This is a genomic window from Anaerobacillus arseniciselenatis, assembly GCF_001865995.1.
GTDB lineage: Bacteria > Bacillota > Bacilli > Bacillales > Anaerobacillaceae > Anaerobacillus > Anaerobacillus arseniciselenatis.
This window is the reverse complement of the sequence record NZ_MLQQ01000056.1, coordinates 1-25,945: the sequence shown is the minus strand read 5'-3', so window position 1 is coordinate 25,945 and position 25,945 is coordinate 1. Positions and strand designations below refer to the sequence as shown.

General features: G+C 35.6%; 24 protein-coding genes and 2 riboswitches. Of the genes, 16 read left to right on the top strand and 8 right to left on the bottom strand.

From position 1 onward, the window contains the following. Positions 1–99: 99 nt before the first annotated feature. The 3 genes from BKP35_RS18150 to BKP35_RS18140 all read right to left on the bottom strand — a co-directional run bounded on the left by BKP35_RS18150 (position 100) and on the right by BKP35_RS18140 (position 1,427). Positions 100–402 (bottom strand): GyrI-like domain-containing protein, encoded by a 303-nt coding sequence (locus BKP35_RS18150; protein ID WP_245742006.1) that lies wholly within the window; start codon positions 400–402, stop codon positions 100–102. Positions 403–550: 148 nt separating this feature from the next. Further along, on the bottom strand, positions 551–754 hold the full coding sequence (locus tag BKP35_RS18145) for a hypothetical protein (RefSeq protein ID WP_071314799.1): 204 nt from the start codon (positions 752–754) through the stop codon (positions 551–553). Between the two features lie 232 nt (positions 755–986). Beyond that, the gene (locus BKP35_RS18140) at positions 987–1,427 is read right to left on the bottom strand and encodes a YtoQ family protein (RefSeq protein WP_071314798.1); all 441 of its coding nucleotides are present in this window, start codon (positions 1,425–1,427) and stop codon (positions 987–989) included. Between the two features lie 681 nt (positions 1,428–2,108). On the opposite strand from BKP35_RS18140, the gene BKP35_RS18135 reads away from it, so the two are divergent. Next, positions 2,109–2,720 (top strand): DUF3231 family protein, encoded by a 612-nt coding sequence (locus tag BKP35_RS18135; protein WP_071314797.1) that lies wholly within the window; start codon positions 2,109–2,111, stop codon positions 2,718–2,720. Positions 2,721–2,790: 70 nt separating this feature from the next. Here BKP35_RS18135 and BKP35_RS18130 read toward each other — a convergent pair whose 3' ends face one another. The 3 genes from BKP35_RS18130 to BKP35_RS18120 all read right to left on the bottom strand — a co-directional run bounded on the left by BKP35_RS18130 (position 2,791) and on the right by BKP35_RS18120 (position 5,247). Next, on the bottom strand, positions 2,791–3,303 hold the full coding sequence (locus BKP35_RS18130) for a DUF3231 family protein (RefSeq protein ID WP_071314802.1): 513 nt from the start codon (positions 3,301–3,303) through the stop codon (positions 2,791–2,793). Between the two features lie 250 nt (positions 3,304–3,553). Beyond that, positions 3,554–4,240 carry a DUF421 domain-containing protein gene (locus BKP35_RS18125; protein WP_071314796.1) on the bottom strand — a complete coding sequence of 229 codons (687 nt, stop codon included), beginning with the start codon at positions 4,238–4,240 and terminating at the stop codon, positions 3,554–3,556. 113 nt (positions 4,241–4,353) lie between these two features. Continuing rightward, entirely contained in the window at positions 4,354–5,247 is an 894-nt protein-coding gene (locus tag BKP35_RS18120; RefSeq protein ID WP_071314795.1) for a DMT family transporter, read from the bottom strand. 520 nt (positions 5,248–5,767) lie between these two features. After that, a riboswitch (cyclic di-GMP riboswitch) is annotated at positions 5,768–5,854 on the top strand. Positions 5,855–6,049: 195 nt separating this feature from the next. Here BKP35_RS18120 and BKP35_RS18115 point away from each other — a divergent pair. The 11 genes from BKP35_RS18115 to nrdG all read left to right on the top strand — a co-directional run bounded on the left by BKP35_RS18115 (position 6,050) and on the right by nrdG (position 19,801). After that, positions 6,050–7,363: a methyl-accepting chemotaxis protein gene (locus tag BKP35_RS18115; RefSeq protein ID WP_071314794.1), complete on the top strand. Its 1,314-nt coding sequence runs from the start codon at positions 6,050–6,052 to the stop codon at positions 7,361–7,363. A 393-nt stretch (positions 7,364–7,756) separates the two neighbouring features. Continuing rightward, positions 7,757–9,748 carry a transporter substrate-binding domain-containing protein gene (locus BKP35_RS18110; protein WP_084031751.1) on the top strand — a complete coding sequence of 664 codons (1,992 nt, stop codon included), beginning with the start codon at positions 7,757–7,759 and terminating at the stop codon, positions 9,746–9,748. Further along, positions 9,741–11,096 carry a sigma-54-dependent transcriptional regulator gene (locus BKP35_RS18105; RefSeq protein ID WP_071314793.1) on the top strand — a complete coding sequence of 452 codons (1,356 nt, stop codon included), beginning with the start codon at positions 9,741–9,743 and terminating at the stop codon, positions 11,094–11,096. The genes BKP35_RS18110 and BKP35_RS18105 overlap by 8 nt, the downstream gene beginning before the upstream one ends. Positions 11,097–11,258: 162 nt before the next feature. Then, complete coding sequence (locus BKP35_RS18100; RefSeq protein WP_071314792.1) at positions 11,259–12,239, top strand: TAXI family TRAP transporter solute-binding subunit; 981 nt, start codon at positions 11,259–11,261, stop codon at positions 12,237–12,239. Between the two features lie 79 nt (positions 12,240–12,318). Beyond that, the gene (locus BKP35_RS18095; RefSeq protein WP_071314791.1) at positions 12,319–12,777 is read left to right on the top strand and encodes a DUF1850 domain-containing protein; all 459 of its coding nucleotides are present in this window, start codon (positions 12,319–12,321) and stop codon (positions 12,775–12,777) included. A 7-nt stretch (positions 12,778–12,784) separates the two neighbouring features. Beyond that, positions 12,785–14,758: a TRAP transporter permease gene (locus BKP35_RS18090; RefSeq protein WP_071314790.1), complete on the top strand. Its 1,974-nt coding sequence runs from the start codon at positions 12,785–12,787 to the stop codon at positions 14,756–14,758. A gap of 29 nt (positions 14,759–14,787) precedes the next feature. After that, the gene (locus tag BKP35_RS18085; RefSeq protein WP_071314789.1) at positions 14,788–15,576 is read left to right on the top strand and encodes an SDR family oxidoreductase; all 789 of its coding nucleotides are present in this window, start codon (positions 14,788–14,790) and stop codon (positions 15,574–15,576) included. 437 nt (positions 15,577–16,013) lie between these two features. Beyond that, positions 16,014–16,193, top strand: coding sequence for a LysM peptidoglycan-binding domain-containing protein (locus BKP35_RS18080; protein ID WP_071314788.1), 180 nt, complete (start codon positions 16,014–16,016; stop codon positions 16,191–16,193). A gap of 235 nt (positions 16,194–16,428) precedes the next feature. Next, positions 16,429–16,628, top strand: a riboswitch (cobalamin riboswitch). Positions 16,629–16,644: 16 nt separating this feature from the next. Next, positions 16,645–16,827, top strand: a complete 183-nt coding sequence (locus BKP35_RS19245; protein WP_139192918.1) for a hypothetical protein — start codon at positions 16,645–16,647, stop codon at positions 16,825–16,827. 70 nt (positions 16,828–16,897) lie between these two features. Beyond that, on the top strand, positions 16,898–19,234 hold the full coding sequence (locus BKP35_RS18075) for an anaerobic ribonucleoside triphosphate reductase (protein ID WP_211274645.1): 2,337 nt from the start codon (positions 16,898–16,900) through the stop codon (positions 19,232–19,234). 60 nt (positions 19,235–19,294) lie between these two features. After that, a complete protein-coding gene (gene nrdG / locus BKP35_RS18070) occupies positions 19,295–19,801 on the top strand; it encodes an anaerobic ribonucleoside-triphosphate reductase activating protein (protein ID WP_071314787.1) in 507 nt (168 codons plus the stop codon). Positions 19,802–20,047: 246 nt separating this feature from the next. Here nrdG and BKP35_RS18065 read toward each other — a convergent pair whose 3' ends face one another. Beyond that, positions 20,048–20,578, bottom strand: coding sequence for a DUF2179 domain-containing protein (locus BKP35_RS18065; RefSeq protein WP_071314786.1), 531 nt, complete (start codon positions 20,576–20,578; stop codon positions 20,048–20,050). Positions 20,579–21,134: 556 nt separating this feature from the next. Beyond that, positions 21,135–22,274, bottom strand: a complete 1,140-nt coding sequence (locus BKP35_RS18060) for a YncE family protein (RefSeq protein WP_071314785.1) — start codon at positions 22,272–22,274, stop codon at positions 21,135–21,137. A gap of 262 nt (positions 22,275–22,536) precedes the next feature. On the opposite strand from BKP35_RS18060, the gene BKP35_RS18055 reads away from it, so the two are divergent. From BKP35_RS18055 to BKP35_RS18040, 4 genes are all read left to right on the top strand, one after another. Next, positions 22,537–23,043: a hypothetical protein gene (locus BKP35_RS18055; RefSeq protein ID WP_071314784.1), complete on the top strand. Its 507-nt coding sequence runs from the start codon at positions 22,537–22,539 to the stop codon at positions 23,041–23,043. Positions 23,044–23,415: 372 nt separating this feature from the next. After that, positions 23,416–23,721: a hypothetical protein gene (locus BKP35_RS18050; protein WP_071314783.1), complete on the top strand. Its 306-nt coding sequence runs from the start codon at positions 23,416–23,418 to the stop codon at positions 23,719–23,721. A gap of 631 nt (positions 23,722–24,352) precedes the next feature. Then, on the top strand, positions 24,353–24,688 hold the full coding sequence (locus BKP35_RS19090; protein WP_211274644.1) for a hypothetical protein: 336 nt from the start codon (positions 24,353–24,355) through the stop codon (positions 24,686–24,688). A 177-nt stretch (positions 24,689–24,865) separates the two neighbouring features. After that, positions 24,866–25,330: a hypothetical protein gene (locus BKP35_RS18040; RefSeq protein WP_071314781.1), complete on the top strand. Its 465-nt coding sequence runs from the start codon at positions 24,866–24,868 to the stop codon at positions 25,328–25,330. The last annotated feature ends 615 nt before the right edge of the window (positions 25,331–25,945 follow it).

Below are 25,945 nucleotides of genomic sequence, written 5' to 3'. Positions count from 1 at the left end.
AAGTAACGAAGAACTTATAATTTAATATACATCGTTAGATGGACCGCCGAATGCTGGGAAACTAGCACGTTCGGTGCGGAGCAGGGGAAAAGCTGGAGATCACTTCAAAGGCTTACCTATTGCTAACGATAGCTGAGTAGTTAATCTGAATGGGAGGTGGAGTAGTGAGTAAGTGGGAAGCCATTCTGAATATGTTTTTGCCATTGTTTTTTGTAACATAGATGGAAATGGACCCTCGTTTGGGAATATTGCCCAAGTGCATGCTTCGACTAGTACTTTATCTAATCGATCACTTACTTGATTTTCAGTCGTTAAAACCCCTATCAAGTGAGTTAAATTCCCTTCTTCTTTTAGGAAATTTGCGTCAGCATTATAAGAAGCATTTACAATTTCATAAGGCACTATATTTTTAAATCTTATTTAAAATAACGGTAAGCGATTGTTCAGGGTAGGGAGAGTCTATTATATGGAATTCAAGCGATTGAAATTAAAGTAAATACCTTTGTGATGTTATGAGGAGATAGAAAATAAAACGTCTAAAAAAGACGTTTTATTGATTATTACGATTGTTATTTTGATTTTTTTTGTTATTTGTTAAATTATCTACAGCGTTTGCTGTTGCATCAACAGCATTCATCGCCGCATCTTCCGTTACCTCTAAGCCTCGATGAGCAGCATGAAAAGCATTTCCAGCTGTATTTTTAATATTTTGTGCTACATTTTTGTCATTTTGTTGGTTATTTTGATTAGCCATTTCCATCACCTCCTAGCCAAACATAGGGTTTGTAATGTGTCGGGTAATTATGTATTTTCACTAATAAGTCGGTAAAAAGTTAAGTTCTGGGGAAGAACACATCCAAACCCACCAGGGGATTTTCCATTGGCAGGTCAAGAGAATTGATTTTTTACTTACGAAATTTAGGTGGCTTAGTTGTCTCCTTCTTGTCGGATCAATTTATTACCATTGCCTGACTTTTAAACATTTATTATTCAAAAATATAACCAATTATATTTAAAGCTTGATCTAAAGTTTCTACGGTGACATTTGCTTTATTTGACAGTTCTTTTAACGGATGGACTAACGATTCAGGTCTAATAATAATGGTCGGTTTATTCATAGCAATTGCGCTACTTGCATCCATTGCAGTATTCCATTGTTTATACTTTTCACCAAATAATGCAATGACAATATCCGATTTTTGCATTAATACCTGAGTTCTAAAATTATTTATATCTGATGCTGCGTCATCTTTATATAAGTTTCCGGGTTGTTCTCCTAGAATTTCTTCACCAATATGATCAGATCGATCATGGTTTGTCTGTGGTCCTACAAATACTAAAGGAAGATTCTTTTCCTTTGCTTTTTTGGCAACTTCATCTCTCCAATCATCGTGAATCTGTCCAGCTAAATATACGGTTAATTTCATCATGATCCCTCCAAAGATAACTATATTCCACGTTTATTGAGTGAATTTCATAATTACCTAAATTGAGCCATATCAAACTATATGTAGTTGCGAACGATTTAACGCAACTACATATAGATACTTAATGGCGATAATATTGAATTATGAAATTCATTATTATTATATTAAAATTAATAACAGTTTTAAAGGAATAGAGTCTCAATAAACATGAAGACGTTTTTTATGAGTAGGTAGGAAGCTAGAAGGGCACCTTTTGTTTTTCGGACATCAGAGACGTTATTTTTGATAAAAACGTAATTTTTGATTGGGAACGGACACCAGAGACGTTATTTCGTCGAAAAGGCACTGTTTTGGATAGATATTAAGCAAATAAGGGCCCTGATGTCCGCCAAGTGCCTAGAGAAGAGTGATTTTTGCAAAATAAGGCCTCTCATGTCCACAATATTACTTTCACAATCAAATTACAGAAAAATGACCGTATGTTCGTTACGATATTTGTAGTAACTACATAAAGCGGATGGGCGGTGATCATCTCCCAATAGAAGTGAGGTGGGAAGAAACATAGAAAAAGTAACCATCCTACCCTTACTCAAGGAGTTACAGACAATCGAATAAATTAAAAAATATTAACAAACAACGAGAGATGACATATTAAAGCATTTTAAGGATATGACAGATAATTTGAAAAAAATAGAACTAAAAACAACGGATTTAATGCTCTCGAAAGGGTTATATACTCGCCCACCTTCTGTACCTATTCCTAAAAGTGTTGAGTTTGTGAAAAGCGATAAATTTTTTGGTAATTTCTTTGACTCGAAGCGTCCGTTATCGGCACCAGAAATATATCAGCTTTTCACCATAGCAGAAGGCAATGCCCTCGGGAAAGCAACAAGCATGGCTTTTTCCCAGGTAGCTCAAGATAAAAAGGTAAAAGATTATTTTTTAAAAGGGAAAGAAACGGCACAAAAAAATGTGAAGTTGTTTAATGACATGTTGTTAGAAGCTGACCTCCCAACTGTAAAAACTTATGATGGAGAAGTTACCGAGTCTACGGTGTCACCATTTTCCGATAGGTTGATGCTGTTCCAGGAAAGCTTGATGGCTTCTGCTGGAATAGGAAACTATGGGTTGGCTGTTGCGCAAAGCAAAAGAAAAGATGTAGGACTTACGTTTGTACGGTTATTTGGAGAGGCGATCGAATATTCAACCAAGGGAGGCAAATTAATGGTGGAACAAGGCTGGATGGAACAACCACCCTTAGCTAGCAACAGAGATCATTTAAGTGAGACATAAGGGAATAAGGAATAAATAGTCTAAGTAATCACAAAAGGAACAGAATGAATTCATTCTGTCCCTCTTTTTTTTAGCAATTTTCTGCTTGCTTAGGATGTAATGGTGGTGGAATTAACCAGCCTTTTTCTTTATTAAGTCGAAGAACTTTAGCTCCAAGTGTTGCTTTTTGAACATGGAATTGCCCGAACATCATAGCAATGTCTTCTCTTATAGATTGACCAATGATCTGACTACAAGACACTAATCCAGCAGCAATATCTTTAGATAAAGAAGCCGCTATCTCTGGATCTTGGAAGCGTGCTCCTGTAGGAATATCCTCTAAGCAAGCTTTGGGCCTTTCAGGCGGTGTTGGTGGTAATCCAATACCATTTTCTTTTAATAAAGTTTCTATTTGTTTGATTTCTTGATATCCACCTTGAATTGCTTCTTCAAGTAACTTTTTTAGGTCGTCGTCACCAGCGTGGTTTAATTGAGTCTGATATCCTGCAACTAACCCCTTCGCTGTTAGAAGAAATGACCAAGTTCCAAAAACTTCCCCATAGTGCATTGGTTCATTTGTTGGATTTCCACTTAAAATTCCCATAACAACACTCCTTATTGTTTGTGTAAAATTCATATATCTTCTCCTTGCCGAAGAAACTACAAGTTAAGTATCTGTAAAGGAATAGAGTTTTATTCTAAGCAAGTACATGTTAATCTTTTTATCATAATAGATATGGATAACATTACACAAAACAGATATTGAATACTCAAAAATGTAGAGGTGACGATAACCTCTACACAAGTGGGGGGCAATATCCCTGTCGCTCGTGACCAAGGCGATTGCGGTTTTCTTATGTTATATCTTCCCTAGTATCAATATAAACATTACCTAACTGATCAATTTGAGCAAAAAATACATCTTCGACTTTTGCAATGTTATTATTTTTTAAAATCATTCTTACCCAATCTATATCTTTTCCTAACATACTCAAGCTCTTCGAAAGTACTTTCCCATCAATAATAAATGCTTGAGCGATTCCACGACTGGCTTGGATATTAGAAACATCCTTTTTCATGGCAGTTAAATAAGCAGGTTTAGCGAGGATAGAAACGGTCCCGTCCATTTCCATCATTGCCGTTTCAACTTGATCGACATAAAAGTATCCCTTTTTGCGCAAGGTTGTTAAAAGTGCATCCATTGTCATTCTTACTTTTTTAAGACCTTCTTCGAGTACTTGACCGTTTTTTATGAGATATGTTGGCTCATCTTCTAGGATTTTTCGACCCCAGAAGCTCTTAATCGCACCGACACTAGATAAAAAAGTATAAAAACTAAAAAGGACTAAGCCAACCATTCCTATTAATATAGGAACATCTTTCATTATTATGGAACTAGCAACGATCGATCCAATGGTAATCCCAGCCACAAAATCAAAAAACGTCATTTGGGCAATGAGTTTTTTATTTAGAATGCGACATAGTATATAGAGGGTAACAAAGCCAATAGTTGTTCGTACAAATATTTCAATTATGGTCATTTTTTAACCCACCTGTAAAAACAATTTACGTATAGTATAATATTGGCTCTTTAGCAGGGGATTATTCGTTCATTTGGTTCATTCACTTAAATAATTTGCTCAAATTAATTAGTTTACTGGACATAAACTTTTTCAGTCGAACTGTACTGCTTCACACTAAGTACGGTGACCGTAACCAGGATGAGCGCCATTCCAAGAAGTTGAATGATGGTCAAATCATTTCCGATAATCAGAACGCCAAATAATGAAGCTGTCACCGGCTCTACCATAGCGACCATCGAAGCAGTTGTCGGGGCAGTCCAACGAATGCCAATCACATAAAATATAAATGAAATTCCAGCACCCACGATCCCTAATAGAAGAAACCACCCTATGTCGCTTGAAGCCATCACACTAGCTGCTTCCTTTTTGTCCGTAAAAAGAAAAAGGATGAGACAAAATGAAAAAAAAGCGATAGTTAAGCTGGTCTGCGGATTTCCGATAGAAGAGGCGTTTTTAAACCCGAATATAAATAAAGCATAGGAAAGTCCAGAAGCAAGCCCCGCTGCCGTCCCTAGAAAACTTACTGAAATCACATCGGTGTTGTAGGCACCTGTAAGCAGGATAATCCCCATAAGTACACCCAAAATGCACCCCCATTTAAACCAAGTCGAACGTTCTATTCGTAATAAAAAGGAGATTAAAAGGACGAAAAGAGGTGCGGTGTACATTAAAGTAGCGGCAACGGCAATACTTGAGGCTTGGATACTTAGAAAATAAAAAGTGAAATTTCCAGCAACTCCAACACCTGCCAATAGGGACCATATGTACAAACGAGTAGAGAAGAACCAATTTTGTCTAAAGCGAAAGAGAAACCATGCGAAAAAACATATAAATCCAACTGCCCCTCGGTAAAGTGAAATCACAATAGGATCCCAGCCCTTGTTCATTAAAATATTGGCAATTCCCCCACTAATGCCCCAGCACATAGCGGCTAGCATAACTAAACCTACACCTGCAAATCTCATCGTGTCCCCCCTAAATAAGTAATGGTACGAATTTTGATCACCGTATTTAAAACTAACGTGACCTTAATAACGCAATTCAAGGCCCAACAATCCTCTTTACGTTCCTAATCAAACATAAGTTTTTTTGAAAAAGTATAAACGGTAATTCCTTTAATTTCTCATACTTAAACCTAAACCTAAACCAGCTCGCATGTAGTATGAGAGGAAAATACTATTTACAATATTTCAGTAATCAGGGGTTTATGCTTAATCATTAAAGTAATTAAAAATAAGTTTTATTAACTTCACTTAACTTAACTTATTTTATTAAAGGGGGCTTGTTTTGAAGAAGACCAACTTATAAAAACAAATTGGTTTGCGTATGATATTCAAAGAGTTGCGTTAGGTGAGGAATTTTTAGAGGGAAGTTTTAGTAATAATTTAGAAATCGTTTCTTGTCGAAAAGTGTTGAAATTTGAAATAATTAGCAATATAATTAGTAATGGTGAGGCTTTTTTAGTTGAGTAAAATTACATAATTATATTGAAAAAGGCAAACTTACTGAAAGGTAAGGACGCAAAGCCATAGGTCTAAGGTCACGCGCGACTAAGATAGCTAGGTTACCAAAATCATCTTAATTTTATTCGAATAATATTTCTGATTTATTTGAATAATATTTTTGGCTAATCTTATTTTTATAGATTAGTCTTTATTTTTGACAAAAGTAAGTTTATGGAGGATTTTTGGGAAAATTATTATCACCTTTTTCAACCGATTATTAATTTGAAAAACGATAAAATTGTGGGTATAGAGGGTGGGAATTTTGGAAGCAAATAAAAGTAAGTTTAATAATAAGGTGAAGACGAAAAGAATTAGAATGAGAATGCAAGTGAAATTAACAATATTGTTAGTAATGTTAATGTTTTTTATTATATCTATTCAGACAACCATCTTAGGAGTTGCAGAAGCTTACCTTGAGAATTTTTTAGTTTTAAATATTTTTTCTGGTGTAGTGAGTCTTTTATTAGCCGCTATAGGAGCGTATATCATTATTCGCACAATGATAAAAAAACCACTTAGTCAATTGACCGAACTGGCAAATTCATTTAAAGAAAATGATTTTACAAAGCGGGTTGAAATAAAAACAGGGGATGAATTTGAACAGCTTGGCGATATTTTTAACGGAACGGCTGACCAAATGGAAAAATTACTAAGAGACATTCAAGAATCTAGTAATTTACTAGATAAAAAAACAACTGAAATGAATATAGCTGTCACAGAAACGCAATCATCTTCGGAACAAATTGCTGCTAGTTCTGAACAATCCTCAACTGGTATTGAGCAAATGTCAAACGAAGTAAACCAAATTGTTGAAGAGACTAATGAGATGGTTGCGGCAATACAACAAGTGTCAAATAGTGTTGTAAAAGTTGATGACTCCTCTTCGGAAGTGATTGACTTTGTTAGTGAGGGTAAGGGTGCTATCAAGAACTCAATTGAGAGGGCAAAATTAACTAAAGATAAAGTAGATAATTCCATTAATATGGTTAATAAATTAAGTGGAAAATCTGAAGCTGTTAACAATGTAATTGTTATTATTAGCGACATCGCAGAACAAACTAATTTGTTAGCGTTAAATGCGGCAATAGAAGCGGCGAGAGCAGGAGAAGCTGGAAAGGGTTTTGCGGTAGTTGCTGATGAAGTAAGAAAGCTTGCGAATCAATCGAAAGATTCAACAACAAAAATTCAAGATTTAATCAGAGATATCCAAAATGGAATTAGTGAAATTGTTGAAGATACAAAAACGAGCGGTAACGAAGTCGATCTAATGGTGCAGCAAGTCATGGGTACAGAAGAAAATATCAATGACATAGAAAAAGCAACAGAAAATATTAAGTTGCAAATACAAGAAATTCAACAAGTAATAAATGACTTAAGCAAAAGTAGCAGTCAAATTAACGATTCAGTAACTAACACATCAGCAGTCTTGGAAGAAACAAAAGCGGGTAATCAAGAAATCGCAGCATCAACAGTACAACAGTCATCTACGATGCAACAATTATCGGCAATGAGTAATGAATTACAAGGGTTATCAAATAAGTTGGATAATGTAGTTAAGAGTTTTAAAGTTGTGTGATTAAGGCAGATCATATTTAACAATCTGGAACTTTACTCGAATAGAGGGAAGTTCCTTTTTTAATATGCATTACAAAAATTTTAATAACTTAATTCCATCACCACGGTTATTATATTTGCATGTGTACTTTTGATATTGATTTTGCACATTTAATATCCCTTGCCAAAAAGCTCGTAGCAGAAAGTTTCTACGAGCCTTTTCTATGTTATACTATTCAGTAATGTCGTAGTATTTAAAACATTTGTATGAAATAAACTTGAAAAGTTAAATGATTTTTAAAAGACTGTTTAAAATATTTATTCTCGAAAAATGCCGAACAAGTAACAAACGTTATGAAAACAACCCTAAGGAAAAAGTCAATGGAATGAAATTTTTTGAAGGTGGCAGCGAAACATGAGAAAGATCATCACCGTTATTTTTCTATTTTTCTTTTTGTTTTTAAATGAGAATGAGAATAGCTATGCGCAAAACGCAGACCAATATGAACGTATAGTTGTTGCCTATGATCCAGGTTTTCCTCCTTTTCAATACGAAGAGAATGGAATCCCAAAAGGCTTTTCTATTGAGATCATGAATGAAATTGCAAATGTAGAAGGTTTTGAGATTGATCTTATTGCGATGTCTAAACAAGAAGCAGTAAAGGCTCTTCAAAATGGACTTGTTGATGTCATATTAAATATGCATTTTATACAACAATATGGAAAAATAATGGAATTTTCAGAACCGATCTATGTATCTTCTATTGGTATTCTAGTAAACAAAGATGATTTGAACAAGATTGAAAGTATCACGGATTTATCAAATCGAGTCATTTCGATCGAACGAGAAACGATTGAATATGAATTCATGAGAAATATTAGAAGAGTTAAATATAATGTGACATCTAACCAAGAAAATAGTTTTAAACTATTGATAGATGGACGTGCTGATGCTTTTGTTGGCGATCGTTTAACCGCGCAGTATTTAATGGAGGCTTATCAAGTTGAGGATACATATGAATTTGTCAGTAGTAATGTTTTACCTATTGAATACACATTTGCTACTCAGAAGGAAAATTATCAACTGTTAACTCTTTTAAATAGAGGTTTACGAACGATCAAAAGTGATGGTACATATACCAACATAAGTGAAAAATGGTTCATAAATAACGATCCACTAATGGAACGGCTAAAGAAAGTCGTAAATATTTTAGCTGGGTTGATTGTTCTAGCAATATTTATTTTTTTGATAGGTTTACGCTGGAATAGACAATTACAGATGTTGGTCGATAAAAAAACAGAGGATTTATCTAAATTAAATAAGTCTCTTGAATATCAGGTCCAACAGACAGAAACTAGCTATTTATTTCAAAAACAAATATTAGATAGTAGTCCTCGAGGGATTGTTACTTGTGACCATAATGGAAAAATCACTTCCTTTAATCCAAAAGCGAAGTTGCTTTCAGGCACAATGAAAGACGTAATAAACCTTAACTTTCAAGAAGTCCCTCTACTACAGTTTTTACTGTCGAAAAATGCTGGACGAATAAGTGAAGATAAATATTATGTTGAAGAAACATTTTGGACAAGATCAGATCAAAAAGAATTTTATCTGCGCTATTATATTTATCCATTGTATGGCTTCGAAAATAAAACTAGTGGCTTTATATTGACGTTCGAAGACCATACCGCTGAAAGAAAATTACGAGAGCAAATATATAATCAAGAAAAACATAAAACTTTAAGTCGTGTAGTAGCTGGTATCGCTCATGAAATTCGTAATCCGTTAACGTCAATAAAAACGTTTGTTGAATTGATTCCGAGGAAAATGAACAACGAAAGGTTTCAAAAGGAAATTGCTACGTACGTCCCTAATGAAATTAACCGTTTAAATCGCTTAATCGAAGGGTTAATCGATTATGCCAGACCGCAAAGTGTCAACAAAGAAAGAATAGACGCTTCGAAACTAGTAGATGAGTGTGTTATTTTATTTGAGAGAACGATAGCAAACAAAGGATTGAACTTACAGACGGACATTACGAAAGGGCTTTGGATTGAAGTTGACCGGGATCAGTTAAAACAAGTTATTATCAACTTCATTATTAATAGTATTGACGCAATGGTCATTAAAAATCAATCTCATTTAACAATTTCTATTACGGCTTATCAACACGAGGGTAATGTTGTGATTGAGGTTAGTGATGATGGGGTCGGTATGGAAGAAGAAGAAATTCGTCGAGCATTTGAACCTTTTTATACAACAAAACCAAAAGGTACAGGGTTAGGATTAGCTATTTCAGAACAGTATGTCCAAGAAAATGAAGGTACGCTTCAAATAAAGAGTAACAAAGGGGTAGGAACTACAATGATAGTACGCTTTAAAAAGAAAGGAGTAGAAAATGGATAAAATATTAATAATTGATGACGAAGCTTCTATTTGCTCTTCTCTTTCTTTTGCATTGGAGGATGAATTTATAGTTACAGCTACAACAGATCCAAAAAAAGGCATTCAGTATGTCAAAGATGAGGAGTTTCACTTATGTCTGCTCGATTTAAAAATTGGTAATGTCAATGGAATTCATGTTTTAGAAGAATTAAAGGGTATTCAAAATGATCTTATAGTTATTATGATAACTGCTTATGGGACGATTTCGACGTCTGTTGAAGCATTGCAAAATGGTGCATATTCTTATATTACGAAACCAATTAACATCGATGAACTTTTTTCAACGATCAAACAAGCGTTACACTACCGAAAGTTAAACAATCAAGTCCACTATTTAAGTAATGAACTTGAAAAAAAGTACCGTTATGAAGAGATTATTGCGAAAAGTAACGAAATGGATCAAGTGTTCAGCTTAATTGATAAAGTAAAAGATGTTGATACAAATGTGTTAATAACTGGAGAAAGTGGAACGGGGAAAGAACTTGTTGCTCGCGCTATACATTTTTCTGGAAAAAGAAAAACAGAACATATCGAAGTGTTAAATTGTGGTGCTATACCTGAACAGCTTCTCGAGAGCGAACTGTTTGGTCATGAAAAAGGAGCTTTTACTGGTGCGATTTCGAGTAAAGAAGGAAAATTCCAGTTATCGCAAAATGGTACAATTTTTCTTGATGAAATTGGAGATATGCCACTTTCATTACAAGTTAAACTATTGAGAGTCTTACAGCTTAAAGAAGTAACACCACTAGGGTCTAACAAACCGATAAAGTTAAATGTAAGACTACTTGCAGCTACAAATAAAGATTTACTAGATGCAGTCAGGAAAGGAGAGTTTCGAGAAGATTTATACTTTAGATTAAATGTCGTAGAAATTCATTTACCACCACTACGAAAAAGAAAAGAAGATTTAAATGTATTAATTTATCATTTTATTGACAAGATGAATAAAGAATTACAGAAACAAATAAAAGGTTTAACACCGAAAGCAGAAGCAAGGCTATTAGCCTACAACTATCCCGGTAATATAAGAGAACTATCCAATGTTATTGAATCAGCGATAGTGATCTCGGAAGGTCCCTACATCGACATAGCAGATTTACCACCACCTTTAAGAGAGTTCGATGTTAAAACACCATCGGCTACGACAGGAATTGGAGCGTATTTAGGGCTACCATTAAAGACGTTAGAAAAAGAATTTATCATAGAAACTTTAAAATACAACAATAATCATAAAAAAAATACAGCTGAAATGTTAGGGATAAGCGAAAGAAGCTTACGAGATAAATTAAAACAATACAAACAAGAATGATCGGCAAAAAATTCCGGAACGGCAGAAAATGCCGTTTTTTATTATTGCTAAAAAGTAAGTGGTGATTACGTTTCACGATCGAGCGTGAATTTTTCGAATTTTTAATATTGGCATGAAATTTGCAATATTAAAAGTGAATTCAATTTTAGGGGGTTTTTTATAATGAAAAAGATGTTAATTATTTTTGCTAGCTTAATTCTATTACTAGCTGCATGTAGTGGAGAGAACAATTCTTCAGAAGATGGGGGAGCGGTAGCTTCTGAAGATTTGTTTATTACTATAGCTACTGGGGGAACTTCAGGAGTTTACTATCCAATTGGCGGTGCACTTTCAAATTTAATAGAAGCTAATTTAGGTTTTGACACATCTGTTCAAGCAACTGGAGCATCTGTAGAAAATGTTAATTTATTAGATACAAATCGTGCAGAATTAGCGATTACAATGGCCGATACTGTATTACAAGCATATGAAGGTAGTGGTGCATTTGATGGTGAGACACCTAAAAGTGATTTAAGGGGATTAACAGCACTTTATCCAAATTTTGTTCAACTTGTAACGACTGCTGACACTGGAATTAATAGTGTTGAGGACTTACGAGGAAAAAGAGTAGGAGTAGGAGCGCCAAACTCTGGTGTAGAATTAAATGCTCGAATTATTTTAGAAGCACACGGAATGTCTTATGATGATATTAACGAAGATTATCTATCTTATAGTGAAGCTGTCGACCAAATTAAAAATGGGATGGTTGATGCTGCCTTCGTTACTAGTGGTGTTCCGAATGCAACTGTTATCGATTTATCAACAACACATACGGCTAAAATCGTACCTATTGAAGGTGCAGCAATGGAGTACTTAGAAGAAAACTATCCATTTTTCTCTGCAAATGTAATCCCAGCTGGAGCTTATGATAATGATAAAGAAATTCCTACTGCTTCAATCACGAATTTATTACTTGTAAATCATCAATTATCAGAAGAAGTTGTTTATGATATGACAAAAGCAATTTTTGAAAATATAGAAGCTGTACATGGATCACACAATGCAGCAAAAAATATTTCTTTAGACACTGTTGATGTCGGAATGCCAATTCCATTCCACCCAGGTGCAGAAAAGTACTTTAAAGAAGTTGGAGCGTTAGATTAAAAAAGGAGGGCGGAGGTTAAATGGAACGAAAGAAATAACCTCCGGATAAAACATGCGGAAATTCAAGGCGTTTTTTTACATGAGTATCATAGCTGTCTTCGTTGTGATTATCGTTATGATGACAATGAATGCAACAATAAATACACAAGGTCAATTTGTCATCAAAGAACAGAGAAGTACGAACGAATACTTAAAGACAGATGTTACTAGCGGTGATCTAATTGAAATTCAGTGGATCCATTCTGTAGAATTAACGCCTTGGATGGAAGTTTATCAAGTCTCAGATCAATTCGAATTAATCTTAATAGAAACAAGGTTTCAATCCTTTGGTGCTGGCGTTCCAGAGCTTTTACAAGGGGATGTAGTGACAGAGGGTGGTTTTACAGTGATAAAAAATTTAAAAGAAGTAATCGATCGTTTTACATGGATTCATTCTCATCAAGCAAATTTTACAATAAGACTGAATGGAACTGAGCTTATTGAAACAGAGGAATTACCTCATCATATTCCAATGGAGTTATTTATCGAAAAGAGGTGAAAGAGGCATGGCTGAAAAAATAAAATTTACAGAAGAAAAACTAAACCAGGAACAAAAAGAAGTTCTTGAAAAATACGATAATGAGTCAAGGTTTCGTGTCTTTAATAATCGGTGGATTGCATTAACTATTACAATTATCGCTGTTGGTATGTCCTTATATCATTTATATACATCTTATTTTGGAATGCCGGTAACATTAAAGCATCGCTCTCTACATGTTGCTTTAGTCTTAACTTTAATTTTTATGTTGTACCCAGCTTTCCGGAATTTGAGCCGAAAGAAATTGCCTTTTTATGATGTGTTACTTGCGCTAATGGCATTGTCGACAACCGTTTATATCTTTATTGATTATTTAGGTATTGTTCAACGTGGCGGGTTGCCAAACCAACTCGATATTATTTTTGGATCAGTTCTCGTAATTCTTGTTTTGGAGGCTGCTCGAAGGGTGACAGGATGGGCATTACCTACTCTAGCCATTTTATTTATTCTTTATGGTTTGTTTGGAAGAAATTTAGGAGGAATTTTTAGGCACCGCGGCTATGAGTGGAACGATTTAATTAATTATTTTTATGTAACAACAGAAGGGATTTACGGAACAGCTATAGGTGTATCAGCTACGTACATTTTCTTGTTCATCCTTTTTGGTGCATTTCTTTCTAAATCAGGAATGGGACAATTTTTCAATGATTTAGCGATGGCAATTGCAGGGCAAACAAAGGGTGGTCCAGCTAAAGTTTCTGTAATAGCTAGTGGGTTTCTTGGTAGTATTAACGGTGCTGCAGTAGCAAACGTTGTTACAACTGGTGCATTTACGATCCCGTTAATGAAAAAAATTGGTTATAAGAAAAACTTTGCTGGTGCCGTCGAAGCCTCTGCTTCTGTTGGTGGGCAAATATTACCGCCGATCATGGGCGCTGCTGCCTTTATCATGGCAGAAATGCTCGGCATTCCTTATAGTCAAATTGCATTAGCAGCACTTTTACCGGCATTGCTTTTTTACTTAGGTATTATTACACAAATTCATCTACGTGCTTCTAAAGAAGGGTTAGAAGGAATTTCTCGTAAAAATTTACCGCGTGTTAAAGAAGTTATGAAAGAACGAGGGCACCTCTTAATACCTATCTTATTTTTAATGTATATGCTATTTTTCAGTGGGAAAACGATCATCTTCTCAGCCTTCTTAACAATACTCGTTACAATTGCAGTTAGTATGTTAAGAAAAACAACAAGAATGAATATTCGAGATATTATAGATGCGCTGGAAAATGGTGCTAGGACAGCGGTTGGAGTAGCAGTTGCATGTGCCGCTGTTGGTATTATCGTTGGTGTTGCTACTTTAACCGGCTTTGGATTAAAGCTTGCAAACGGTATTGTAACATTAGGTGGAGAAAGCTTGTTTTTAACATTACTATTCACGATGGTAGCATGTATTGTTTTAGGAATGGGGCTTCCTAGTATTCCAACATACATTATCACAGCTACAATGGCTGCGCCAGCGTTAATTCACTTAGGTATTCAACCTCTAGTTGCTCATTTATTCGTGTTTTACTTCGGTATCTTTGCTAATATTACACCACCAGTTGCACTAGCTTCATTTGCGGCAGCGGGGATATCCGGAGGAAATGAAATGAGGACCGGGTTTGCATCAATGAAGTTAGCGATTGCCGGTTTTATCGTACCATTTATGTTTGTCTATAATAGTTCGTTATTACTCATTGACACTACTTTCTTACAAGGGGTGTTAGTAGTAATTACCTCTATTACTGGTGTAGTAATGTTAGGAACAGCGGTTGAAGGATATTTTCTAACACGAATGAACGTAATTTTAAGAGTATTCTTGTTTGGTGGAGCATTGCTGTTTATGAATCCTAACTTGATCCAAGATATCGCTGGGATTACAATTATCGCAATTGTCATATTATCGCAATGGAAAAAATATAAAAATGAAACAAATTCTATTCAACGATTAAAAGTGTCGTAATGTAAAGAGCGAGGAAAGAGGTTTTTCACATGGATTTAGGATTAAAAGGTAAATCAATTTTGATATTAGCATCGAGTAAAGGGTTAGGAAAAGCAATTGCGCAACAATATGCTAAAGAAGGCGCTCGTATTATGCTTTCTAGTCGAAATGAACAACTACTAATAGAAACTGCTGAAGAAATACAGTTGTCTACAAAAGCGGAAGTGCACTTTACAGTATGTGATATAAAAAATCCTGATGAAATTAAGAAGTTAGTGGAAAGGACGGTTTCCATCTTTGGTACGATAGATGTACTAGTGAATAATTGTGGTGGCCCACCAGCAGGCGGATTTGGTCAGTTTGTAGATGATGATTGGTACGACGCTTTTGAATTAACATTATTAAGCTATGTAAGAACGATCCGTGAGGTCTTACCTTATATGAAACAACAGCAAGATGGACGTATCATAAATATTACTTCTTCTTCTATTAAGCAACCGATTGATAATTTAACGCTTTCCAATACGTTCCGTATGGGAGTTGCCGGTCTTGCGAAAAGTTTATCTCAGGAATTAGCTCCGGATAAAATATTAATTAATACAGTTGGTCCAGGAAGAGTTGCTACGGATCGGCTTGGGGAGTTAGACCGTATTAAGGCTAGTAAACTTGGAATAGATTATAATGAAGTGAAACAGCAATCAGAGAATTCCATTCCCCTAGGACGCTATGGTGAACCAGATGAATTAGCAAAAACAGTTGTTTTCCTAGGATCAAATGCCAATACGTATATTACCGGACAAATGATTTTAGTCGATGGCGGTATGACAAAAGCGTTATAAAATCAAAGAACAGTTCGATCTAATGTTAGAAAAACAAGATAAGGAAGAACAAGAACAAAGAGTGAACTCGTTTCAGCAAGCTGAAACATTGAGAAATCAGATGGAGTCTCGACTCTACCTGATTGAAAACAAATAGACAACGACTTCGAGAATAGTGTCAGGTAATTTATTAAAATAAGTAAAGTAGAGCATCCACATAGCTGGGTGCTTTTGTTTTTCCTTGGGGCAGGACTTTGTCCATTTCTAAATAAGATGATTTTAAAGTAAATTCCTGTCCCCCCGTCCCTCTAAAAGAGAAGAGTAGTCGAAAAATGAAGAGAAGACAACCTCCTGGCATTTCCTTAACTAGATGGGACGGGAAACGTCATCAAACCATTCACTTATTAAAAATGGTAGGCGTATACATACATCATGAATATTTTTAAGGGGTGAACAATGTGAGTATGAATGTTTATTATGTGCAGCCAGGAGATACGTTTTACGAGCTTGCCAACCGCTTTAATATTCCACTTGAAGCGTTAATCACAGCTAATGACCATATTGATGACCCAGATCGTGTCGCTGTAGGCACGAAAATATGTGTGCCAAGTCCGATGGTAACACGCAATCCAGAATGATGAAAAGTAGAAGTATTTTTGAATGAAGCGAACGACGCAAGATGAAGATCGTATCAATTTTTCTAACAGGAACTACGAGATTGAGAGAAGGGTCGGGAGAAGGTATATTGGAGAGCTGGGACGAGGGACCCGTCCCTTAACCGTCTCTTCCCCGAAAAAGGATTGCATATTACAGACTTTAGATTTATCATATTACTATATATAGTAAATATCATTTTGAATACAATTAAATATTGAGATATATGAAATTGTAGGTGTCTATTTTTAGTAGACTTAATAGGGAATCTGGTGAAAATCCAGAACTGTCCCCGCAACTGTAAGTGTAGATGAAATGAGAATATCCACTGTATAAGTAGCTTAAAAGGTGCTTATATGGGAAGGCTCAGAGTAAGATGATGCACAAGTCAGGAGACCTGCCTCAAATTTCGAAAAGTTTTATTTCTTCGGGGGGATGAGAAGTTTAAACGGTGCAGGTGGGATTAATATTCTTTTACATATGGGCCGATTTACACTGCCGATCACTCTTCTGTTACAGGAAGAGTTTTTTCATTGTCAGGAAACTATAAAAGGCAAATCATTTGTGGATAACATTTTAACACGAAAGATGTCTAGCTTCAGCGAGGCAACTTCTTGAATTAACGTCTTTGCTGCCTTGCAACGAGCAAGTGTTTTCGTGCGACGAGTAATCGCAGGAGCAAACGTTGATGACCCTCAAACGCTTGTCGAAGCTTACCAATGCGCTTGCGTTTTTCTTGTTTGCAAAAAATATTATTGTGGAGAGTGATGAAATGAGTACAGCAACATTGATAAACACGCATACAATTATAAAAAAAAGAGATGGCAAAGAGGTCACATTTAGTCCAATTAAGATCTCGAATGCCATTATCAAAGCTGAAAAAGCAACCCAAAGAGGTGTTACGGATGGTCTGGCGGAGGAGATTGCTGAAAAAATCGCAACGATCGTTCCTTACTTAAATGACGTTCATGTTGAAAACATTCAAGATCTAGTGGAACAAGAATTAATGGCTACGGATCGTAAAGATGTGGCTAAAGCTTACATTCTATATCGAGAGAAACGCAATCAAATCCGACAAGGGCGCTCGTTTGAGGTGCTGAAATCGATTGTCAATGTGGAAGTTAACGATATTACCAATGAAAATGCTAACATGAATGCAGCTACTCCTAGTGGCATGATGATGAAGATTGCAACTGAAAGTTCAAAAGCGTATTCAATTAATGAGCTTATTAAGCCTGAGTACGGCTTTTTGCACCGAATTGGTAAAATGCACATTCATGATCAAGATTATTGGGCAACAAAATCATTGACGTGTGTCCAGCATCCACTTGAAGAAATTTTGGCTAATGGATTTGAAGTTAATCATGCTGCAAGTCGACCGGCCAAAAGTATTCACGCTGCGATGGTGATAGCGTGTGTAAGTTTTCAAACGGCTCAAAACGAGATGCACGGCGGTCAAAGTATTCCTGCTTTTGACTTTTATATGGCACCTTATGTACGAGTAACTTATGAAAAGGAATTAAGAAAAGCGTGTGAATTTTCAGGGCACGATTATGAAAGTCTTATAAAAGTGAACGTGGGAGAATACCAAAAATGTTCTCTTGATGGATTGACTGGCGACATCCGTACTGTTCAGTTTGCAATCAACCGTACTGTTGATGCGGTACATCAGGCTTGTGAGGGTTTCATACATAATATGAATTCCATGCACTCACGTGGGGGCAACCAAGTTGTTTTTAGTTCTATTAACTACGGAACAGACACCAGTCCTGAAGGTCGTTGTTTGATACGTGAGCTTTTACTTTCAACAGAACGTGGAGTAGGTAGTGGGGCTACTGCTGTTTTCCCTATCCAAGTAATGAAAGTAAAGTCTGGGGTGAATGCAAACTCTGTAGATCCGAACTATGATCTTTTTCAACTTGCGTGTCGAGTCACGGCCAAACGATTTTTTCCAAATTTTTTAAACTTAGATGCACCGTTTAACCAGCATGAAAAGTGGAAAGCAGACGATCCGAAGCGTTATGAGTTCGAGCCAGCGACGATGGGATGTAGAACACGAGTTTTTGAAAACATTCACGGAGAAAAAACTTCTATTGGCAGAGGCAATGCTTCATTTACTTCTCTTAATTTGGTACATATTGCTTTAGAGACAATGGAAGATATCAAACAATTATCTCTTTCATCTGAATTGAAGTGGGAGCTTTTCTTTGAGAAACTCGAAACATTAATGAACACTGCTGCCGAACAATTGAAAGAGCGCTATGACTTTCAAAAGTCGGCGCTAGCCAGGCAATTCCCAATGCTTATGAAGTATTTGTGGCGTGGAGGAAGTAAATTATCCCCAAATGATCGTATTGCCGAAGTGATTAAACAATCAACACTTGTTATCGGATTTATTGGACTTGCCGAAGCGTTAATCGTAATGACAGGAAAACATCATGGGGAGTGCGAAGAAGCACAAGAACACGGATTATCTATTGTTCGTTTTATGCATGAGAAGTGTCAACTATACAAACATGAATATCACTTAAATTACGGGGTTCTTGCAACTCCGGCGGAGAGTCTTTGTAAACGTCTGCCAAAATTAGACCGTGAACGTTTTGGCGTCGTACCAGGGGTAAATGACCGTGAATACTATACAAATAGTAATCACGTTCCTGTATGGCATAAAATTTCAGCTAAGAAAAAGTTGGAAATTGAATCGCCATATCATATGTATACACCTGCAGGTCATATAGCTTACATTGAACTTGATGGCCTGGCAACGGACAACCCTAAAGCCATTGAAAAGATGGTCAAGTTAGCGATAATGCAAAATGTTGGTTACTTTTCCCTTAACCATAATTCCACCCGTTGCATGGACTGTGGGTACGAAGGAGCTGAAAGTCATTTAGACGAGTGTCCATCTTGCAAAAGCACTAATATTGATGTCATTCAAAGGATTACAGGCTATTTAGTTGGTAGTGTTGCAAAGTGGAACGGTGGGAAACAAGCTGAACTACGAGATCGGGTAAGGCACGACTAATATATTAAGAAAGAGCGTCACGTTCAATAGTGGCGTTCTACTTTTTTAAAAAAAAGGAGGGTGACTGCTTTGAACGTAGCAGGTGTATACCATGACTCGATTAGTAACGGAGAAGGTTGGCGGTCTGTATTGTTTGTCTCAGGTTGCCCACACCGATGCAAAGGGTGTCATAACCCCAATACATGGCAACAAGAATTCGGGAGCCCTTACAATGAGGAAGAAGTATTTGAGCAATTAACGGATAACGAACTTCTTGATGGAGTAACCTTTAGCGGAGGAGAACCGTTTTTATACACTGAAACTCTCCTTCCATTGGCTAGAAAAATTAAAGAAAAAGGATTAAATATTTGGGTTTATACGGGATACGTTTGGGAAGAGTTATTAGAACATGCTGAAAACGATCTATGTACACATCAGTTTTTGGAAACGATTGACGTTCTCGTTGATGGCCGATTTGAAATCCAAAAGAAAGATCCATCCTTAAAATTTCGAGGTAGCCGTAATCAAAGAATTATTGACGTGAAAGCGTCAATAAAAGAAGGAGTTCTAATAGAATTAGAAGAGTAAAGTGTGGGATAGGTCCCTTGTCCCAATAAGCATGTGTACGGTGTTTTTATGAGTAAGAAGCAAGATGATCGTCCCTTGTTTTCCGGACATCAGCGCGGGAGTGACAGGCACTCAACATTCGAAAACATTTGCTCCTGCGATTACTCGTCGCAAAGCGCAGAGGTGGTAATCGAAGAAGCACTTGATTGAACGTGGCGCTTTCGCTTTTCTAGTGGCGAATCGTTTTATAATGAAGCCTTGAAATAATTATACTTTCCTTTTTGTTTTTTTCATTGCCTTTAACAGATAGCCGCCCTTAAATTTGCGAGGCTCATAAGAAATAATAAAGGCATGTGGCTCATATTCCTCAATCATCTTCATTAGTTTTTCCTCCATGCTTCTTTTAGTCAAAATTTGAAGCTGAAAACGAATGCCGTCTTTTCCCATTCCTTCAAATACGGTTACTCCAAATCCATTGTCCCGAAGAGTCGAAACTAGTTTAGTATTATTATTCAGCATGTTAACAGTGAGGTTTGTATATCCTAAAGCCAATTTATTTTCAATATAACCACCTAAATAAATACCCGCTGCAAAGCCTAACGCATACACTAGCATCTCAGCAATACTTTGCTCCCCACTAAGGACAATCGATAAACCGAATACATAAATTAATGCTTCCATAAATCCGAAAATAGAAGCTAGGATGCTTCTATTCTTAACAACAAATATAATTCGCAGAGATAAAATCGGTACTAATATAATCTGTAGTAAAAAAATCAAAACGATGCTGCTAGACATATGTGTAATCGCTCTTTCTATAAGAATTTGTAAAAGCTCAAAAGTAACTTACTTTTAGCATCACCAAAACGAGTGTAATCATGTGTGATAAAGGAGACGAGGGGACAGGTAACTTGTCCTCGTCAACTTTTTCGTTTGATTACTGCACTTCTAATTAATGTAGGTGCACCGACCGAACGTTGGCAACGTTCGATTATGTTCGTAGTAGCGTCAATTGCTGTGCTTAGCTTTTGAATAGTGACAATTATTCCTACACCTGGTGCATAGTAGAGGAAAGAACGTTAGACACTTTTCTAGGCGAATGGTGTTCAATTTAATGAATTTCATAATTCATTATTCTCGCCACTAAGTTCAATATATAGTTGCGTCAAAACCATTCGCAAACTATATATTGCGTGATGTGGCTCATTTTTGGAAATTATGAAATTCACTCAATTAAATAATAAAAAAAGGTGCGATTTCGTCCCTTGATATCGGAATAGGAAAAGTAAAATGCTAGGACTGAGCGTTTTACTCAAATCAATTTATTTTGATAATTATATGAAATTACCAATTATTAATTTATAGAAATACCGTTTGGATATAATCCTACTTCGATTCTCTCTACTTCTTCTAATAGTTCAAGGTCTACAACCGAGATCGTTTCTTCAAACATGTTTGTTACAAAGGCATATCGACTATCTTTTGAGATTACAATACCGTGTGCACCTAACCCTAATGTTATTTCTTTTACTACTTCAAAATTGTTAAGGCTGATGATAGAGATTGTTTCTGATGGATTTTCTTCACTTCCTTGGTTGGCCACAACTACATACTCGTTATCGTAAGTTGCATACATCTGAACTGGGCCAACACCTACATCTACTTTCTCTATTACTTCTTGTGTTTCAGTATTGATTATTGCTAGCTGATTATCAACGTGTAAGCCTACAAAAGCGTATAGACCATCATGAGAAAAACCTGTTTGAACAGCTCCTTCACCGACTTGTACACGATTTATTTCTTCTTTCGTTTCAATACTTATAATGCTAACGTCAGCACTTCTCATGTTAGCGACATAGGCGTAGTTCTGATCTGGTGAAACTCTTAGACCATGTGGATAAGACCCTACTTCAATTGTAGCGGTTTCACCACTAATTCTATCTATAACTGAAATAGTATCATCGCCGGAGTTCGTTACCAAAACGATGTTTCCATCTTGCGTAATCGAAACATGTGCAGGGTGATCACCAACTTCATAGACTTCAACTTTTTCTAACGTATCTAAGTCATAAGCAACTACAGAAGGTTCATTCACTGCGAGTTCTTCACCATGACCAGCAGCGCCGTGCGCTTCTTCACTGTGCGGATGGGTAATTGTTAACCATACTAAATTAGTTTCTTTATTCACTTCCAAGTTATGTGCCTTACCATCTAATTGAATTACTTCTTGACGATTTTCAGGATAATAGATGACTGACATTGTTTCAGCTTTTTCATTAGCTACAACTACAATATACTCTTCTTCAGAAATCTCTACTATTTCCTCAATCTCTGTTTCATCTTCTTCATTATTTACATCCTCTTCTAAAGGTAGTTCATCAGCGGACTCGTTAGATTCGCTTGCTTCAGAAATTTGTTCATCTCCACCGCACGCAGCTAGGATAAGGAAAAATAATAAGCTTGTGACAAAAATAAAATGTTTCTTTAAATTCAATGTAATAACCTCCTCGTGTAATATATTTAAATTTTAGGAGATAGATAATTTTTCTGGTGTGATTTCCCTCACTAATGTCAAGTATTTTTTGATATTGTTCAAGAAATCGTAAAACTTTCTTCAAGGTTTCTACTATTTTTTTTTATAATGCCAAAAAGAAGTTGGTACGGTATAAAGCAATGAAAAGAAATATATTGGTAAGCAGTAGGGTTAAAAATCTGATTATTGGAATGTTTTAGGAGGAATATCACTGTTACTTAATGTGTTTTTCTTCTATCAATTAAGCGTTGAGAAAGGTGATCTTAATAGTTCGAAAGATTTTGGTTATGAAAATTTTTATTACGGTCTTAGCGATCTTGCTGACAATTTTTATTCAATTTCTCATACGTTTGAATTTTATGGTGGTAACGAGTGGCCTACTGATAAAGAAGCACTGTTAATTAAGCAAGCGATTGATACACACATAAACAATATCGAAAACACCCGCTCCCATCTAGTAACAGTAATGAGTTTTCATAATATGGATTATATAACGGATTTTGAAGAAGCTTTACTAAATGCAGAAAAGCTTCTTGGCGATTTTGTTTATGGAGGCCCTTTTTATAAAAGTGAGATGATGGCAGTGCAGGACCTGCTAATCTCAGCGAGCGAAATTATTAATCAGGACATAGAACATGAGATTTCTGATGAAATGTTGGAAAATATTCACGAAAAATTAATGAGTATTAATGAACAAATTGAAACTATTTACAATAAAAGAGGCGAATAATGGAGGTAAGAAAGCCGCTTTCAATTAGTAACGGGTTCGGTTACCTTGAGTTGAGGTGAGCAGTCCTCTTATTTATGTGCGTTAATTAAGTGCCTAATAGCCGTTCTATCCAAATTATTATAAAATTAATGAATTTCATCATGCATTATTTCCGCACTAAGTGATGTGGCTCATTTTTGGTAATTATGAAATTCACTCAGGTAAATGTAAATAAAAGAATTTCATATTATTATCTATGTTAAAATTTAACTAGGTAAATAAAGGTTTTGTGAAGCGATTTACTTAAAGTAACGAGAGGATAGTGCAGTAAGACGTGGCTGCTGTTGTGGTGTGCTAACGCGGAGTTTAATTTATTAAGAAAGGCGGGAGGTAGTGTTTGCACAACTATTTTTAGGAATTGCAATGATTATTATAGGGGTATGTCATTTACTAAATAAAAGGCTGTTTCTACACAAAAATATTGAAAGTTTTGTGAGTGATGTTCGCTCGTTTCAAAAAGGAGCAGCATTGTCCTATTTTTTATTAGGAATACTTTTTATGGTTATGGGGATTGTTGAAAAAAAGGCAATTTTCGAAACATCAACTTTTATAATGGTATACATTATTTTAGCTATAATTCCTCTCACTATCGCATTAGTAAATAATAAAAAGCATGGAGGAAAGTATTGGTTTTGGTGATCTAAATTTGTCTTAAATTATTGTGAATAAATGTACCCAAACTATAGAGAGCGTTACTGGAACAGCAACAGTGACGCTTACTTTGTAACTATTGAGCAGTTTAGTGAAAATCAAGGATATCTTAACGTTCGGCTATTCTTTTAATCTGAAATGAAAGGGTTGATATAGTGATGAGTTGGATACAAAAAGTTTTTCAAACTACAAAGTATTATTCAATGTGGGAGTTTGCATTATTAAAAATATGCCTTATTTCTTTGGGGATTCTAGCAGGTGTTTATTTATTTCAATTTTTCACTTCTGTAATTTCATTTATCTGGGTAATTTTTATCTTTTCTTATATTCTGATTATGTATAAAACGTTCATTAAAATTCCTAAAAAGTGATTAACAGCAAATCGTTAAACGAAGTTAAAAACTCTTTTATAGAAAATAGCTATAAATAAGCAATAAAGCTAACGAGTGGCGTTACTGTAACAGTGACAGTGGCGCTTTTGTTTTAGTATTGAAGCAGGTTAATTAAAGAAGAAAAGTTAACAAAAACCAAATTTATAAAATGTAGTTAGTAATAAAGGGGGAATAGATGATAATGAAAAAAATTTATTTCTGTATGCTTTATGTTAATTACAATAATATTGATGATGTTGCCATTTGGAGTATCTATGACGTTTGCCCCCAACCCAACAGATCGTGTTACGAAATACTTCTCTTATTTTAGCATGATGCCCGTTGGGTACGGAAATTTATTTCCATTCATTACTGCACTTTTATCAATTGTTGTTCTATTGCTTCTCTTAGTCCGTACAAAGAAAGCATATAATGGATGTGCAGTGCGAGTTTGCTTGAGCATCTGTATTTTGATGTCGTTGTTATCATGGTTACTATTTAATTCTGTTAGTATTGTTGGTGTTTGCGTATTTGCTTTACATATTATTGTGCTTGTTTTACAAAATATAACCGTTCATGAATAGACGGTGGAAGATGCAGTATTGGCCACAAATCTATTAAAAAATGACGAGAGAATTAATGATAACGAAGTATATTTGATCGGCCATAGTTTAGGTGGTATGTATAGTAATCTAAGGCTCTCATTATAGTACTAATAGGGAGATAGATTGGAAAATGATACTAAACTAAAGGGGGAAACTATGAAAAAGAGAATATTGTTTGCACTTTTGGCGCTTTTGACTATATCTATTCTCGGTTGTAGCGAAGACGAAATCGTCGAAGAACTTGAGGTTGGGGCACATATTATCTTTCATCATTCAGATGAGTCCTATGAGAAAGTAAATACTGCTAGGTATAGTAAAGAACAGGGCAGGGATTACAAAAAGGTACGCTTCCAGCACGTTAGAGACAAATATGATTCGGAAGGTAACTATATTCATACTAAAATTGTTGAGGAATTTTACGAAAATGATCTTGTTTTTAGAACAATAGAGGAAGAGCGAATATCTTATACTGTCTGGGAACCACAAACACTTTTTATTCCAAATGCGGAGGATGTAACTGAAATCGGTACAGATCGTCTTAAATATTTCGAATTAACGGAAGAAGAAAAAAATAAAGTGCAGGAACGGGTACAAAAGCTAGTTGATGATTATCCGTATTAGACGGCTCTTATAAATTTTAACTGACGCTTTTTTATCTACAGTATTCTCGACAAAAGATTGATAGAATGCACCTTTTATCTTTGTGTACATGAATGCCAAGATAGGTGGTTAAGGACTTGACGTGGAGCTATTGTGGGCATGATTAGTCTTGAAAGGCTAGTGCAATAAGACGTGGCTGCTGTTGTGGTGCTAACGGGGAAGAATGTTTAACAGGAAAAGAAAATACGAGTAGGACTAATATTATTGAAAGGATTGATTTTATTGCGTATTGTAATTTCAATATTGGTAGTTTGTTTTATTTTACTTTCAGGTTGTAGCGAGGAAGACCTTAAAACTATTGAACAATCCATTGTTTCTGAAAACGCTCTAAATGTCTCTGGAAAATCAGAGGATGGTAAATTGATTTATCAAAACAATATAATTAGAGATTAGGGTTTAGTGAATAAAGGTTTATTAGTAGTTATTTAGTTATCTTAAATTAACGGAAGCGCGCGACAAGTTCTGTTATAAACGCTTTCCAGCGTGAAAATACAGGAAGTTTACTAGAAAAACTTCAACTTTACAACTGAGGATTGGAATGAAGGAACCAAGTTTCCTGAAACAATCCCATCAAGA

Bases quoted from the DNA above. Each gene is read 5' to 3' on its own strand.
- BKP35_RS18090 (WP_071314790.1), top strand. From the start codon at position 12,785: ATGGCTGAAAAAATAAAATTTACAGAAGAAAAACTAAACCAGGAACAA.
- BKP35_RS18085 (WP_071314789.1), top strand. From the start codon at position 14,788: ATGGATTTAGGATTAAAAGGTAAATCAATTTTGATATTAGCATCGAGT.
- BKP35_RS18105 (WP_071314793.1), top strand. From the start codon at position 9,741: ATGGATAAAATATTAATAATTGATGACGAAGCTTCTATTTGCTCTTCT.
- BKP35_RS18145 (WP_071314799.1), bottom strand. From the start codon at position 754: ATGGCTAATCAAAATAACCAACAAAATGACAAAAATGTAGCACAAAAT.
- BKP35_RS19245 (WP_139192918.1), top strand. From the start codon at position 16,645: ATGAGAAGTTTAAACGGTGCAGGTGGGATTAATATTCTTTTACATATG.
- BKP35_RS18130 (WP_071314802.1), bottom strand. From the start codon at position 3,303: ATGGGAATTTTAAGTGGAAATCCAACAAATGAACCAATGCACTATGGG.
- BKP35_RS18100 (WP_071314792.1), top strand. From the start codon at position 11,259: ATGAAAAAGATGTTAATTATTTTTGCTAGCTTAATTCTATTACTAGCT.
- BKP35_RS18040 (WP_071314781.1), top strand. From the start codon at position 24,866: ATGAAAAAGAGAATATTGTTTGCACTTTTGGCGCTTTTGACTATATCT.
- BKP35_RS18120 (WP_071314795.1), bottom strand. From the start codon at position 5,247: ATGAGATTTGCAGGTGTAGGTTTAGTTATGCTAGCCGCTATGTGCTGG.
- BKP35_RS18075 (WP_211274645.1), top strand. From the start codon at position 16,898: ATGACCCTCAAACGCTTGTCGAAGCTTACCAATGCGCTTGCGTTTTTC.
- BKP35_RS18125 (WP_071314796.1), bottom strand. From the start codon at position 4,240: ATGACCATAATTGAAATATTTGTACGAACAACTATTGGCTTTGTTACC.
- BKP35_RS18095 (WP_071314791.1), top strand. From the start codon at position 12,319: ATGAGTATCATAGCTGTCTTCGTTGTGATTATCGTTATGATGACAATG.
- BKP35_RS18140 (WP_071314798.1), bottom strand. From the start codon at position 1,427: ATGAAATTAACCGTATATTTAGCTGGACAGATTCACGATGATTGGAGA.
- BKP35_RS18065 (WP_071314786.1), bottom strand. From the start codon at position 20,578: ATGTCTAGCAGCATCGTTTTGATTTTTTTACTACAGATTATATTAGTA.
- BKP35_RS18110 (WP_084031751.1), top strand. From the start codon at position 7,757: ATGAGAAAGATCATCACCGTTATTTTTCTATTTTTCTTTTTGTTTTTA.